The following is a 13,823-nucleotide window of genomic DNA, read 5'->3' on the forward strand; positions in this document are numbered from 1 at the left end:
TCCCGTGGCGGCGCGCAGGCCTCAGGCGGCCCCCTGCGCCGACTTCACGCAGCGATAGGCTTCATCCAGCGCAGACAGGAACGCCTGCTGCTGCGCCGCATCCAACGTCACCGAGCGTTCGAAGGCCGTCAGGCGTTCGCTCCAGTCCGGCAGGGCGTCGTCGCTGTACAGCGCCTGGTGAGCGTCCCAGCAATCAGCAGCCTTCAGCAGCATCCACGGCGCATACAGCGGCAACCGGGTACCGTCCTTGAGGATCAGCGGGCGCGTGGTCTGCGAATGTGCCAGCACAGCATGCAGGGAAGGGTCATCCTGCACCTGGCTCTTCCAGATGTGATTGTGGAGGCGCTGCTTGGTGAAATGGAGGATGGCTTCATGGTCCTCACCCGGTCCCGCGGCCCGGAGGGCATCGGTGAGCTTCAGATGCCCGCGTTCGAACAGCCAGCGCACCAGCAGGGTCGAGGCCTGCTTGAACGTGTTGTGTTCGTTGTCCGGGTCGAAATCGTGATGGCCGATGAACTGGCGGTCCTCGACCAGATTGATCTGCAGCTCCTGCACGTGCTGGCGGCGCTGATCGAACCAGAGCTTCATCTGCACATCGTCAGCGAGCACTTTCTCAAAGTAGGCCGTGTCACCGAAGTCCTGCATCTGGCCGTCGAACCCGTCCAGGCAATCCTGAAGCGATGCCTCCGGTCCGACGTATCCACTCCAGAATCCTGCGGGCACGGCAGGAGCGTTCCGCGGCCGATGGGAATACAGGGTGACCGACTTCAGATGGCTCGCCCAGCTCCCGCGCTTGGCCTCCCGCGGTGGGTAGAAGCGATCATGGATGATGTCGAAGGCAAAGTGGTACTCCATGCCATGTGCCTTGTCCCTGGCCGACTTCTGGCCCTGGTTGGCGGTGATCGTGGCAGGTGGAGATGCCAGTCCGTGCTGCGCGAACCAGGCGGCCAGCGCCGGATCGGAACCGCGCAGGCCGATCAGGCCGATGATGTCCTTGATATGCATTCCGTTGCCTTGTCCTGTTGAAATGAGGGCAGCCCACACGCCGTGGTGGCGTCCCGGTAGCGCTAGTTCGCCGCGGCACCGTGCTCCTGCATGTCCTCGTGCAGGATCCGCCGCAGTTCGACGATTGCCGGGGTTGCCTCCTGCACGCTGTGCCCGGACACGATCACCTTTTCCGAAACCGCATGCGGCAGGTGCGAGCTCCAGTACGGCACCAACCCATCGTCGGTCTTATCCAGCGGGCCGTCGGCCTTGGCGCGGGCGATGATCGAGTGGTAGTGCACCTTCGGCGCCATTGGCAGGTCGGCCACGGCGCGCACGAAGGGATCGTCCTTGTCCAGGTTCTGGATGCTGTTCATCTGGTAGCCGTGCTTGCCGTCATTGCGATCGATCTTGCCGTCGTTGGCGATGGTGGCCACGTCTTCCAATACGGTCAGCGGCAGCCGAACCAGGCGGCCGATCCAGCGGCCCAGGCGGGTGCTTGCCACATCGGTACCGCGGTGCGGTGTGGCGATGAACACCACGCGCGATACTTCCGGTTCCGGCAGGAAGGTCAACACCGGCGCGCCCTTGGTACGCAGCAGTTCCTGCTGCGCCGGCGTCATCTGTGCAGTGGCCAGCAGGGTATCGACCAGGTGGTCGCCTGAAGAGGAGATCATCAGCCGCGCAATCACGCCGCCCATGCTGTGCCCGACCAGCACCATGTCATGCGAGGCCTGCGCCTTGCCGCTGGGGTCGAAGTGCTGGAAGACTTCGGCCAGCGTATGACGCATCGCATCGTGGCTCATCGCGATCGGCATGTTGGTCGGGTAGTAGAACTGCCAGATCTGGAAATCCTGGCGGATCTCCTCGTCGCGCATCAGTTCGTTGGCGACGTTGACCCAGGCTTCCGGACTGCTGGCCAGGCCGTGGATCATCAGCAGCACGCGACGGTTCGGATCATACGGTTGCATCATGTACAGATGCGGCGTATCGATGCCGCCCTTGCCGCCGAACAGCGAGCGAAGCGACTGGTGGCTGAAGTTCGAGCGTGCCAGCCACAGTGCGTAGCCAGCGGTGAAGTTCGCCGCCAGCGGCACTTCCTGTCCGTGCAGGGTGACTTCGGTGACCTGGTAGGGATCGTGGATCTCCAGTTCCGGCTCGTCGTCGTGCAGCACTTCCCACAGGTTCTTTCCGGAGAAGCGCAGCAGCACTGTCATCGACGGCGAGGGCATCTCGCTCCAACTGCGTGGCGTCGCTGCCGTCGCCACGGTAGAAGTAGAGGTCGTAGTTGGCGTCGCGCTGGCATTGGCTGGATCATCCATCACCGCCACCAGCTCCGCGCCGAAGCCATCGCGGCGGTGCACGCTGCGCAGCGTGCCGGTGAACGACAGTGACGCGGCGGGCACCAGCTCGGTGGGGGTACGCGTGTCCAGTGGCGAAGCTTCGCCTGATGGGGCCAGCACAAAGGTCCAGCGGCCGAGCTGGAAATGGCTGGCTTCACTGTGCACGCGGCCGGTGGCATAGGCGTTGTACAGCTGCACCGAGGCTTCCTGCACGGCCAGGTTGTAATAGTCACGCACCTGGGTCTGGCGATCTTCGAAGCCACGCTGGTTGGCGGTGCGCTCGGTGAAGAACAGATACCCGTAAGCCTGCCGCGCGACCTGCATCCAGGCATCCAGGCGCGGCTGGAAGTCGGCGTCCAGTTCGGTGATGGTGGTCTTGGCCCGGCCCGAGGCGGAGTACTCGCGTTTCGGTGCGGGCAGGGTCATGGCGTACTGCAGCCACAACTCGGCCAGGCTCGAGCGCTTGTCCTCCTCGCGCACCAGGATGGTGGCTTCCATCGCTTCGATGCAGGGTAGGCCAGGCTTGGCGCAGACGCCTTCGTCGAGGCCGGCCACGCGCAGGGTTTCCGTAGTTGCCGAGCTGAGCTTGCCGGTGGTGAGGATGTCACCGCGCTTGAGCGCGATGTACTGGCCGGGCGTGACCGAGGCCACCTGCACCGACGGTCCGAACTGGCGCAGCGTCGCGCAGCCACCGAGGGTGAGCAGCACGGTGATGATGAGGGTCGTGCGGCCGATGAAGCCCAAGCCCGTGGTTGCCATACGATCCTCCTGCGCGGTGGCGACACTCTAACGACAGGCCTGTCAAAGCGGAAGATACCGGGCGGTCGGTTTGTCTGGCCAAAGCACCGCCACCCGGGCGATTCAGGCATTTCCGTGTGACACTGGGGTGAATGGGGTGATGCAGGGACTGCGATGCGGTGGCTTGAAACCCGTATTCCACCACCGCTGGTGATGCTGCTGTGTGCCGCTGCCGGTTACCTGGCCAGCCGCCTGTGGCCGGGCACGGTGTTGCCACTACCGATGCCGGCGCTGCTGGCGGGCGGGGTGATGGCCATCGGCCTGGCGCTGAACCTGCTGCCGAAGCTGGCCTTCCAGCGTGCGCATACCACGGTGAACCCGCTGCGTCCCTCGGCGTCGAGCGCGCTGGTCACGCACGGGGTGTATCGCTACACGCGCAATCCGATGTATCTGGGCCAGGCGACCGTCCTGGCCGGTGCGATGCTGTACCTGCAGAACCTGACCGCGCTGCTGGCCGTGCCGCTGTTCGTGATCTACATCACCCGCTTGCAGATCGTGCCGGAAGAGCGGGCACTGTCGGCCCGCTTTCCCGAGGCCTATGCAGGCTTCCGCCAACGCGTGCGGCGCTGGCTGTAGACCTGCGCCGTTACGGAGTGATCTGGCACTTCACCGCCGCCGAATAACCTTCGTAGTCGTCGCCGGCGATGACGTGCAGGGTGTGGCGCTTGTCGATGGCCTTCACGTAGGAGGACGCTTCGGTGTTGGCGTGCTCGTTGACCGTGGTTACCGACCAGGCCTTGGCCAAGCGCTGCGAATCGACACCGTTCAAGTACACGAAGATGCTCTTTTCACCCGCGGCCACGTTCACATCGGCGCTGCTGACGGTGCCGCCGAACAGGGCAACCGGCGAGCTCTCAGGCTCGAACGTACCGCCCGGCTTTTTAGCCAGGCCGGCTGCCTGCAGTGCGTCGATCGCCTCGGCCTCACTGAAGTTCGAACCGGCTTTGCAGGCGAGCAGGGCTTCCAGCGTGGCGGTGCCGGGTGGGGCGATGGCGGGTGCGGCGGCGCAGGCAGCAGGGCCTGCAGCCCACGTGGCCAGGAACAGGGAGGCAGTGAGGATGGCTTTCATGGCAGGGCCTTCGACAAGCGTGGGAGTCGGCTGGAAGATATCCGGTGGCGGGGAGGAATCCCGCCACCGGCCTCATGCAAGGTGATGGTCAGTCGAACCAGACCAGAGGCATGTCAGCATTGAGCGACATGTGGCGGAAATCCCCGAGCACCTGTGCCACGGCCTGCACGGTGTGGCAGCCGGTTCCCAGTGCGGAGGTTCCCGCACTCATGTAGCTGGCTGAAATGGTTCGGGTGCTCACGGCGTCCGGCTTGGAACCCAGCTGTTGTGTACCGAGGCTTCCGACCTGCTGGCCATCGATCTTCAGGAACAGGAACACGCTGCCGCCACCGTCGTTCGGATCTCCCTGCACGCGTGACTTGGTAGAGAACAGCACGACACCGTTGTGCCCCTGCGGGATGCAGACCTGGCCCTCGCCGATGACCACCTGTGAGCCCACCGATGGACAGTCCGGCGCGAATCCATTGGTCCCGACGCAGACATAGGCGAAGCGGCGGTAGGGACCTGCGGCGGCGTAGTTGAATCCAGGATTCAATCCCTTGCCGACCACGCCAAAACCGTTGGACAGCGTCACCAGTCGTGAATTGGCGCCGAACTTGTACTTCACGTTGTTGGTATTGGCGTCCTGCGGCTGGTAGTAAGGCGATTCGGATGCGGCGAAGCTGACGCTGCTGTAAGCCGGCGGATTGACGAACAGGCCCTGTGAATAGAACGGCGCCTGCGTTTCGGCACCCGTGAAGATGTCATTGATCGACCAGGTCATCGAATCGATGCCGGGCTCCTGCTCGTTCAGGAAAATGCCCAGCATGCCATCGCCATAGTTTCCCCACGCGAACGCACGGCCTGAGGCCATGGCTACGATGGGGCCGCCAGGATTGCCTGCCTGGGCGGTCAACAGCAGCTTGCGGTCCTTGGCCTGCAATGCCATTCCCTCCGGGCTGCCGGCGGTATTGAAATCCAGCTGCGCGGTATCGCTCGGAAGGCGGCTGTTGGTGACTGAGCCTGCAGCGGTGACCAGTACGGAGAGGTTGCTGGCGGATCCGAAGTTCACGGCCGAACCGATGGCCTGCCCGGCCAGGTTGACCGTATGCCGGCCGGCAGGCAGGTACTTGGCACCGATGACGTTGAACGAATGCTGTTGGGCCGACGTCGACTGCCGCCAGTCGATGTAGCTGTCGTTGGAGACGATCTCGCCGTTGATGGTGATGTAGGCATTGGCGGCGGAGTTGCCACCGGGGAAGTAACGCCCGTCCGACTGTACGTATACCCAGCCCGGTGCGCTCAGCTCGACGACACTCGACAGCAGGGTTGATGTGCCGGGCTGTACCCGCTGATCAGCAGCGAGCTGCAGATAACTGGATCCGGGCGTAGCAGCAGAGGCTTGCCCCAGTGCCAGGCCCACGGTCAGGCCCACAAACAGTGCGATGCGCTTCATCTGATGTCCTTTCAGTTGTAGGGTCACGTCGTGTGACCCAAGGACTCTACTGGATCTGGATCTCAGCTTCTGTGACTGCCTGCGGATGTACGCGGCTTGGCGAGTTGTGGCGGATTGACAGGAGTAGACGGCAGGGTCTGCGTGCAGTTGCCGACCAGGATCGTATCGCTGGGTTACCGTGGCTGCCGGTGGAGGAAAGCCCATGGCCGGCGCAGGTCGAGAAGATGATGGTGTTCATGTTCGGCGAGGCAGCCAGGATATCGCCACCACCGCTGGAGCACGTGTCACAGCAGGTGCAGCGGCCAGTGACGCCGCCACGGCCTTCCACTGGGTCGGTTGTGCAGTAGCAGTCAACGCTGCTCAGGGCCGCCCATCGCAAGGTCTTTTCCTGGCGCCGGCGATTTTCAAAGGTTATGACAGGGAAGCAGGGCCAACGAAAAAGCCGGAACCCCTTATTTGACGAGGGATTCCGGCTTTTCGTGGACCCTTGCGGACCCGGTATTGGTGGAGGTGGGCGGAATTGAACCGCCGTCCGAAGGCACTCCATCCCCAGCACTACATGCTTAGCTCACCGTTGAATCTCATCCCCGAGCAGCACGGTGTGCAAAGCGCACCCGGGAACCAGCCTGTTGTGTTCTAGTGCCGGACTGACAGGCAGCCGCCCAGCGCGATTCCATGATAATGACTCTACGCTGCGAGCATGGACACAAGCAGTTTCGAGGCTCCGCCTAAGTCGGCAGAAGGTCACGCACCGCAGTTTTTAGGCTGCGAGAGCGACCGGAGCGTAGTTGTCGTCGTTGGCAACTAGAGTTTTGCAGCTGGATTTACGAGGAAAGCTACCCCCTCGGCATGCGCCAGGCGACTTCACAACCCCCGTCGAAACCAATGCACCCCCGGTTTCTTCAAGTCTTGCAAGGCTTTCAGGTTCCAGGTTGACCTAAAGTCGCCCAGGAGCCTGCCTAACGCTGCGAATGGTACGGCAATCTTCCTGAACAGTCACGCGCGGGGTGGTCTCGTGCCCCTGCCGCTTGGCACGTTGCCATCCCCGGGGAGGCATGCTCGAATTTCCTGACGTCACTCCACGGGCCTCCCATGGTCGTTTCCGTCAGCTCCGGCAAGATGCGACTGGGATGGGCGCGGGCGCTCGCCGCGGCCGTTCTGGCAATGCAGGCATGGCCCGTCGTAGCGGTCGAATCGCCGCAGGCGACGGTGGAGGTGGCTTACAGTCCATCGCTGGACCTGTTCAACCTGCTCGACAACCTGCCTGATTGGCTGCCGGGATACACCGCTTCGGTCTACCAGCAGGAGTGGCAGCGGCGCTTCGGCCTGGACGAGCAGGACCGCGCGTTGTTGGCTGCCTATGCAGCATTCCGCCAGCGCACGTCACCACTGGCGCGGGATCACGAGGTAATGGCCGCGGCAGCCGAGCGGGTGTTCGCAGGTGCAGACACCCGCGACGGCGATCCGTTCGCCAACCATTTCCTGGCGGCAGAATCGTTCGACGTAGCCGTCAAGGCTGCAATTGCCGGCCAGGACCACCATGACCAGGCCTTGCTGCGGCGGTATTACGCGCGCTTCGCCCCGCATGCACGCCAGCTGCTGGCAGGGCAGGCGCCATTCAACGCGCAGAAGCGCGAACTCGCACGGCAGCTGGCATCCGACCCGGTCGGCGGGCTTGCAGCGCAGATGCAGGCGTTCTTCAGGGTGGATGCGCCAGCCACCTTCCAGGTGCGTTTCCTCTGGTGGCCGGATGCGACGCAGACCCAGGCCAAGCTGCGGGACGGATACATTTTTCTGTTCTCGATGTTCGATGCCGAGGAAGACTGGGCACCGATCGTGATGCACGAGTACAGCCACTTTCTTTCAGCCGGGCAGCCGCCGGCGCAACGAAAGGCGTTGGCCGAAGCCTTTACGGCGTTGTGTCCCGCCGCGCTGACGCTGCGCAACCCATTGAATGCACTGGAGGAACCGCTGGCGATCTACTGGGGCCAGTACCGGTTCGAGCAGGAGGTGCGCGGTGACACGCTGTCGCCGGAGTCGTCCTGGTACATCCAGCCCCATGCAGACCAGGCAGCGAAGGCGCTCGCGGCAGCGTTCCCGGCAACAGGTCCTGCGCCACGCCTGGAGGCCGGCCCGCTGTTGGATGCAGCGGCATCTGTCTGTGCTGACGCCAAGGTGAAATAGCGTTGGGCGCTGCGCCGGGTGCACGCAGGGTTGATAGGATCAGGATCCCGGATATGCAGCTTATGGACGGATCCGATGTCGCTTGAAATCGCTGTAACGGATGAACCCAGCAACGAGGCGCTGGACCTGATTGGCAGTGGCCTGGACCAGTTCAATCTGGAGGCTGCAGGGTATGCCGATCGACGCGCGCTGGCGGTACTGGTTACCGATCCAGCCAGCGGCAAGGTGGTAGGGGGCCTCACAGGGCGAACGTCGCTGGGCCTGTGGTTTGTCGATCTGTTCCATCTGCCACCGGCATACCGCGGCAGCGGGCTGGGCTCGCGTGTGCTGAAGGCTGCGGAAGACGAGGCACGGCGGCGGGGTTGCCGCTCCGGTGTGCTTTACACCATCAGCTTCCAGGCGCCGGACTTCTATGTGAAGCATGGCTGGACCGTATTCGGTGAAGTGCCGTGCAATCCGCCCGGTACGTGCAGGGTGTTCCTCAGCAAGGATCTGTCAGCGGGGTGAGCGCGGCCGCCGCCCACGCGCCTTGTCAATCCGCAACTTGTTGTAGAGCACCTGTCATAGCGGATTGCTAACTTCGTGGGCACGAATTTGCGACACACTGGCAACGACCATCCGGGCCAGGACAGACACGGAGACTGTGGGTGACCGATGCAAGCCAACAACGCAGCCTGCGGCAGCTGGTCGGGCCGGTCGGCGCCGATTACCAGAGACGCGCTGTGCCGCCGGGCTGGGTCTGGGCGGTGCTGACGGTGCTGCTGGCGGCCACCTGGCTGACCGAGCTGCCGGCTACCGCCGCCGCCGCGTTGGTGGCCAGTGCGGTGGTGGTGCATTGGTCGCAGCGGGGCCGGTTCCATTGGCTGGGCTGGCGCTTGCCGGCGCTGGCGGTGCTGGCCGCCCTGCTGTGGGGGCCGGAGGTGCTGTCGCAGTGGTTCGAACACGGGCTGGCCGTGGTCCTGATGTCGCTGGCCAGCCTCAGTATCGGTGTGCATGTGTGGCAGTCGCGGCAGATGGCCCGGCAGCTGCAGGGTGCGGCTGATTCGCTGGATGACGCCCAGTTGCTGGCGCTATTGCCGGCTGATGCGGCTGAACTGGCCCGGAAGTGGCGGGCGGGTGATGACCGCTACGCGCCGGAACTGGCCGTGGTGATGCACCTGGCGGTGATGCATGCGGCGCTGGCGCCGCGGATGCGCAGGCAGGGCATGCTGGCGGGGTGACCCGCCTTTTGTAGAGTCGAGCGATGCTCGACTGCTTTTCTTGCCGAAGCCGAGCATGGCTCGGCTCTACAGAAAGCCAAGGCAGTCGAGCATGGCTCGACTCTACAGGGGGATGCGCAGACGCCTTACGCGTCGCGGTTGCCGCGACGCATCACACGCTGCTTCTCGATCGCCCAGTCACGATCCTTGGCGGCATCGCGCTTGTCGTGGGTCTGCTTGCCCTTGGCCAGCGCCACTTCCAGCTTGATCTTGTTCTTGCTCCAGTACATCGCCGTCGGCACGATCGTGTAGCCATCGCGCTCGACCTTGCCCACCAGCTTGTCGATCTCGCTCCGGTGCAGCAGCAGCTTGCGCTCGCGCCGGTCATTGGCCACCACATGGGTCGAGGCCTGGATCAACGGGGTGATCTGCGCGCCGATCAGGAAGATCTCACCATCCTTGACGTAGGCATAGGCGTCGACGATGTTGCCGCGGCCAGCACGGATCGACTTCACCTCCCAGCCCTGCAGGGCCAGGCCGGCTTCGAAGCGCTCCTCGATGTGGTACTCGTGGCGGGCACGCTTGTTCAACGCGATGGTTTTGTTGGCCGTCGCGCTCTTTGCTTTATCCTTGACGCTGTTCTTGCTCATTTCCGTATTGTCTCCGATTCGGGCCCGCCCGGTCGATTGCCGAAACGTCCTGTATTCATGCCAACTATCCGCCGCAGCGCCCTGGTCGAACATTCGGCCGCACGCATGTTCGACCTGGTCAACGATGTCCAGGCTTATCCGCGCCGCTTCCGCTGGTGCTCGGCTGCCCAGATCCTGGAGCAGGGCGAGGACCGCCTTGTCGCGCGCTTGGACCTGGGCCTGGGCTCGTTCAGTACCTGGTTCCAGACCGAAAACACCCTGCAGCGCCCGCACAGCATCGACATGCAGCTGCGTGACGGTCCGTTCAAGCAACTGCACGGCCGCTGGGAATTCCATGTGCTGGCCGAGGATGCCTGCAAGGTGACCCTGACCCTGGAGTTCGAGCCCAGCTCGCGGCTGCTTGGCCCGGCATTGGCGATCGGCTTCCAGGGGCTGGCCGACCGCATGGTCAACGACTTCGTCCGCGTCGCCGACGAGGCCTGAACGATGATCGAGGTCGAGGTGGTGCTGGCCTGGCCGCGACAGGTGCTCTCGCGCCGGCTGCAGCTGGAAGAGGGCGCCACCGTGGCTGAAGCCATTGTCGCTGCCGCGTTGGAAGGCAGTGCTGGATGCCCGGCCGTGGCCGTGCACGGCGTACTGGCGCGCCCGCAGCAGGTACTGCTGGATGGCGACCGCATCGAGCTGCTACGCCCGCTGCTGGCCGACCCCAAGGACAACCGCCGGCGTCGCGCGCTCGGCGGTTGATTCCCGCAACCCGTCCGCGTGGACGGGCAGGGGGCCTCAGCGGCCCTTCTTCTTCTTGTCCTTCGGCAGGTTGCGGCCGAACTGGCGGACGGTCTGCTGGGCCAGGGCCTTGTCGTTGCCCGGGAAATACTCGCCTTCCCAACGGGTCACGTTGTCGTTCTCGAAGAACACGGTGAAGTTCTTCACCTCGGTACGGCCCAGGCGGTTCACGCGCTGGCTGGCGGTGTAGTCCCAGCGCTGCGCATGGAACGGGTCGGGAATGGACGGGGTGCCCAGCAGCGCGGTGACCTGCTGCTTGCTTTGCCCGACCTGCAGCTTGGCCACGGCATCTTCCCGGATCAGGTTGCCCTGATAGATGGGTTGCTTGTAGATGATGCCGCACCCGGTGGTGGACAGGGCGACGGCGGCGACCAACAGGAGATTGCGCATCGGGACTGGCGGTTGGGGAAATCAAACCGATGATACACTCCCGGCGTGCCACCGCGACCCAATCCGAGGCAGCTGGCGCTAAATCGCCAATGAACGGAGACCTATGGAAACCCACGACCTGCGTAAAGTCGGCCTGAAGGTGACCCATCCGCGGATGCGGATCCTGGCGCTGCTCGAGCAGCGCAACGCCCAGCACCACATGACCGCCGAAGATATCTACCGCCAGCTCCTCGAGCACGGCGACGAGATCGGCCTTGCCACGGTGTACCGGGTGCTGACCCAGTTCGAGGCTGCCGGCCTCGTGCTCAAGCACAATTTCGAAGGCGGCCAGGCCGTCTACGAGCTGGACCGTGGTGGCCACCATGACCACATGGTCGACGTGGACAGCGGCAAGATCATCGAGTTCGAAAGCCACGAGATCGAGGAGCTGCAGCGCAAGATCGCAGCCGACCACGGCTACGAGCTGGAAGAGCACTCGCTGGTGCTGTACGTGCGCAAGAAGCGCAAGTAAGCCGTTCCGGCTAGCTGGATGCGACAAGACCCCGGGCTTGCCCGGGGTTTTTCGTTGATGGGGTCAGCGCCCTTTCCCTGCGGGAAGGAGATCCGACCCCGGCCGGCCCCGTGGGGTCAGATCCCTTTTCCACCAGGAAAGGGCTCTGACCCCGGGCTGCCCAGCAAGGCGTCCAGATCCACCGCCTCGGCCATCGCCTTGTTGCCTGCATCGCCCGGATGCAGGTGGTCGCCGGAGTCATAGGCGGCAGCCATCCGTGACGGATCCGCCGGCTCGCGCAGGGCGGCATCCAGATCGATCACCGCGTCGAACGGGCTCCCGGTACGCAGCCAGGCATTGAGTTGCTGGCGCAGCGCTTCTTTTTCCGGCAGGTAGTAGTCGTCCAGCGGCGTGCCGGGCAGGGCGCCAGCGAACGGCGCCAGGGTCGAACCCAGGATGCGCAGGCCCCGGTCATGGGCCTGCTCGGCCAAGGCGCGATAGCCGGCCTGCAGCTCGGGCAGCGTTGGCCGGGCCTGGTTACGGGCGAACGCGGTGCCGGGCCAGCTGATGTCGTTGATGCCGATCAGCACGATCACGCTGGCCACGCCGGCTTGGTCCAGCGCGTCACGCTGGAAGCGACTGAGGGCGGCGTCCCCCATCCCGTCGCGCAGCAACCGGCCACCGGAGATGCCGGCGTTGACCACGGCCACGCCTTGCGGTGCCAGGCGCGCCGCCAGATGGTCGGTCCAGCGCTGGTCCTGGTCGAGGCTGGCGGTAGCGCCGTCGGTGATTGAATCGCCGATCACCACCACGCTGCGCGCGCTGGCCGCCGCCTCGACCTCGATGCCTGTCAGGAACAGGCGGGCAGTGGTGCTGCTGGCCCCGCTCAGTGCCTGGGCTTGGCTCTGGTCGCCGGGCGCAATCCAACTGGTCTGGCGGCCTTCCCAATGGAACGTCTGCAGCGGCGTCGGCCCCGGCACGAAGACGCTGACCTGCAGCGCCTGGCGGTCATCCGTGGCCAGTGGTAGTGGATCGCTCAGCCGTTCCTGGCCGGGATCGATCAGCACGCTGGGCTGACCGTCGAAACGGAGTGGCTGCGGCGTTGCGCCTGCCTGTGCCGCCACGCTCGCCGCTCCGATTCGCAACGGCTGGGTGCCATAGGCATTGCTCAGCCGAACCCGCAGCCGAGGGCCGCCCAGGCTGATACGCGCGGTCTGGCGGAAGGTCTGGTCATGCAGCACGGCCGGAATCAGGGTGGGAAACAGGAAACCCGCGTCCCACACCCGTTGCGGGCTGGCCTGCCAGCTGGCGACCCACAGTGGGGGCGGGGCGGCGCTGGCAGCGCCGGACAGGGCGATCAACGCGGCGGCGGTGAGCTGGCTGAAGCGGTTCATCGGGCGGTCCAGAATGGGGGGGGCGGCCATGGTGAATCCGCAGTAGCCTGTGAACTAGACTGCGCATGGACAATCATCTGTGAACTGCATTCATAGTCATGGCACGACCCGACATCAACCGATCCGGCGAACTGGAAGTGTTCGTGCGGGTGATCGAGACCGGTGGCTTTTCCGCCGCCGCGCGTACGCTGGATATGACGCCGTCGGCAGTCAGCAAGCTGGTGGCACGGCTGGAGCAACGGCTGGGCACGCGCCTGCTGCAGCGTTCCACCCGCCAGCTGCAGCTGACCCCGGAGGGCTGCGCGTTCTACGAGCGTGGCCTGCGCGTGCTGGCCGACCTGGAGGAGGCCGAGCGTTGCGCCAGCGCGCATGCCGAGCCGCGCGGACGGCTGCGGGTCAATTCCAACGTGCCGTTCGGCCAGCATTTCCTGTTGCCGCTGCTGCCGGCGTTCCTCGAGCGCAACCCGCAGGTGGGCGTCGATCTGACCTTGAACGACGAGGTGATCGATCTGCTCGAGCAGAGAACCGACGTGGCGGTGCGCGCCGGCCCGCTGAAGAGTTCCAGCCTGGTGGCACGACGGCTGGGCGCAACGCGGATGATGATCGTGGCCGCACCGGCCTATGCGCAGCGGCACGGCCTGCCGCGCACCCCCGAGGAGCTGCAGTCGCACAACCGTCTGGACATCGGTCATGCGCGTGCGATGCAGGGCTGGCCGCTGCTGCAGGATGGTCGTGAGCGGATGTTGCTGCCCAGCGGCAATGCACGCGCCAGCAACGGCAACGCACTGCGTCAGCTGGTGCTGGGGGGCCTGGGCCTGGCGCGGCTGGCGACCTATCAGGTGCAGGAGGACATCGCTGCCGGACGCCTGTTGCCGGTGCTGGAAGAGGCCAATCCCGGTGACCTCGAAGAGGTGCACGCAGTGTTCCTGGGGCAGGGCGGTTACCTGCCGCTACGCGTACGCGCGTTCCTCGATTTCCTGGTGGAAACGGTGGATCTGGCGCGGCCACGGGGGTAGTGCCGGCCGCTGGCCGGCAACCTCACGATCTTCGTTCACCTGTGTTGTATTGGGTTGCCGGCCAGCGGCCGGCACTACCGTGCGGAAG

15 protein-coding genes and 1 other RNA gene are annotated in these 13,823 nt (G+C 64.9%); 8 read left to right on the top strand and 8 right to left on the bottom strand.

The genetic code is table 11. The annotated features are described in order from the left end of the window. Positions 1-21: 21 nt before the first annotated feature. Together AC3ITW_RS08510 and AC3ITW_RS08515 are read right to left on the bottom strand one after the other, a co-directional pair. On the bottom strand, positions 22-1,005 hold the full coding sequence (locus tag AC3ITW_RS08510; protein WP_448122809.1) for a hypothetical protein: 984 nt from the start codon (positions 1,003-1,005) through the stop codon (positions 22-24). Positions 1,006-1,067: 62 nt separating this feature from the next. Then, the gene (locus AC3ITW_RS08515) at positions 1,068-3,086 is read right to left on the bottom strand and encodes an esterase/lipase family protein (protein ID WP_004153219.1); all 2,019 of its coding nucleotides are present in this window, start codon (positions 3,084-3,086) and stop codon (positions 1,068-1,070) included. A gap of 153 nt (positions 3,087-3,239) precedes the next feature. On the opposite strand from AC3ITW_RS08515, the gene AC3ITW_RS08520 reads away from it, so the two are divergent. Then, the gene (locus AC3ITW_RS08520; RefSeq protein WP_100468172.1) at positions 3,240-3,701 is read left to right on the top strand and encodes a methyltransferase family protein; all 462 of its coding nucleotides are present in this window, start codon (positions 3,240-3,242) and stop codon (positions 3,699-3,701) included. A gap of 10 nt (positions 3,702-3,711) precedes the next feature. Here the strand turns inward: AC3ITW_RS08520 and AC3ITW_RS08525 are convergent, their stop codons facing one another. From AC3ITW_RS08525 to ssrA, 3 genes are all read right to left on the bottom strand, one after another. Continuing rightward, positions 3,712-4,194: a hypothetical protein gene (locus tag AC3ITW_RS08525; RefSeq protein WP_100468173.1), complete on the bottom strand. Its 483-nt coding sequence runs from the start codon at positions 4,192-4,194 to the stop codon at positions 3,712-3,714. A gap of 88 nt (positions 4,195-4,282) precedes the next feature. Then, complete coding sequence (locus AC3ITW_RS08530) at positions 4,283-5,629, bottom strand: hypothetical protein (protein ID WP_100468174.1); 1,347 nt, start codon at positions 5,627-5,629, stop codon at positions 4,283-4,285. A 502-nt stretch (positions 5,630-6,131) separates the two neighbouring features. Beyond that, positions 6,132-6,524, bottom strand: a transfer-messenger RNA (tmRNA) gene (ssrA, locus tag AC3ITW_RS08535). Between the two features lie 320 nt (positions 6,525-6,844). Between ssrA and AC3ITW_RS08540 the strand changes: the two genes are divergently transcribed. From AC3ITW_RS08540 to AC3ITW_RS08550, 3 genes are all read left to right on the top strand, one after another. Beyond that, positions 6,845-7,813 carry a hypothetical protein gene (locus AC3ITW_RS08540; protein ID WP_232274012.1) on the top strand — a complete coding sequence of 323 codons (969 nt, stop codon included), beginning with the start codon at positions 6,845-6,847 and terminating at the stop codon, positions 7,811-7,813. Between the two features lie 75 nt (positions 7,814-7,888). Beyond that, positions 7,889-8,320 carry a GNAT family N-acetyltransferase gene (locus AC3ITW_RS08545; RefSeq protein WP_100468241.1) on the top strand — a complete coding sequence of 144 codons (432 nt, stop codon included), beginning with the start codon at positions 7,889-7,891 and terminating at the stop codon, positions 8,318-8,320. Positions 8,321-8,460: 140 nt separating this feature from the next. Next, complete coding sequence (locus AC3ITW_RS08550) at positions 8,461-9,033, top strand: hypothetical protein (RefSeq protein WP_004153252.1); 573 nt, start codon at positions 8,461-8,463, stop codon at positions 9,031-9,033. 125 nt (positions 9,034-9,158) lie between these two features. Here the strand turns inward: AC3ITW_RS08550 and smpB are convergent, their stop codons facing one another. Next, positions 9,159-9,662: an SsrA-binding protein SmpB gene (gene smpB / locus AC3ITW_RS08555; protein ID WP_100468242.1), complete on the bottom strand. Its 504-nt coding sequence runs from the start codon at positions 9,660-9,662 to the stop codon at positions 9,159-9,161. Positions 9,663-9,719: 57 nt separating this feature from the next. Between smpB and AC3ITW_RS08560 the strand changes: the two genes are divergently transcribed. Together AC3ITW_RS08560 and AC3ITW_RS08565 are read left to right on the top strand one after the other, a co-directional pair. Further along, positions 9,720-10,145 carry a type II toxin-antitoxin system RatA family toxin gene (locus AC3ITW_RS08560; RefSeq protein ID WP_012510750.1) on the top strand — a complete coding sequence of 142 codons (426 nt, stop codon included), beginning with the start codon at positions 9,720-9,722 and terminating at the stop codon, positions 10,143-10,145. Between the two features lie 3 nt (positions 10,146-10,148). Further along, positions 10,149-10,406, top strand: coding sequence for an RnfH family protein (locus tag AC3ITW_RS08565; protein ID WP_100468243.1), 258 nt, complete (start codon positions 10,149-10,151; stop codon positions 10,404-10,406). Between the two features lie 36 nt (positions 10,407-10,442). On the opposite strand, the gene AC3ITW_RS08570 is transcribed toward AC3ITW_RS08565, so the two are convergent. Continuing rightward, complete coding sequence (locus tag AC3ITW_RS08570) at positions 10,443-10,835, bottom strand: outer membrane protein assembly factor BamE (protein WP_012510752.1); 393 nt, start codon at positions 10,833-10,835, stop codon at positions 10,443-10,445. A gap of 103 nt (positions 10,836-10,938) precedes the next feature. Between AC3ITW_RS08570 and fur the strand changes: the two genes are divergently transcribed. After that, on the top strand, positions 10,939-11,346 hold the full coding sequence (gene fur / locus AC3ITW_RS08575) for a ferric iron uptake transcriptional regulator (RefSeq protein ID WP_005409235.1): 408 nt from the start codon (positions 10,939-10,941) through the stop codon (positions 11,344-11,346). 116 nt (positions 11,347-11,462) lie between these two features. On the opposite strand, the gene AC3ITW_RS08580 is transcribed toward fur, so the two are convergent. Then, positions 11,463-12,719, bottom strand: coding sequence for an SGNH/GDSL hydrolase family protein (locus AC3ITW_RS08580; protein ID WP_100468244.1), 1,257 nt, complete (start codon positions 12,717-12,719; stop codon positions 11,463-11,465). Between the two features lie 98 nt (positions 12,720-12,817). Here AC3ITW_RS08580 and AC3ITW_RS08585 point away from each other — a divergent pair, with 98 nt between their 5' ends. Then, on the top strand, positions 12,818-13,735 hold the full coding sequence (locus AC3ITW_RS08585) for a LysR family transcriptional regulator (RefSeq protein ID WP_489390234.1): 918 nt from the start codon (positions 12,818-12,820) through the stop codon (positions 13,733-13,735). The last annotated feature ends 88 nt before the right edge of the window (positions 13,736-13,823 follow it).

Source organism: Stenotrophomonas sp. KH_052 (assembly GCF_057838755.1).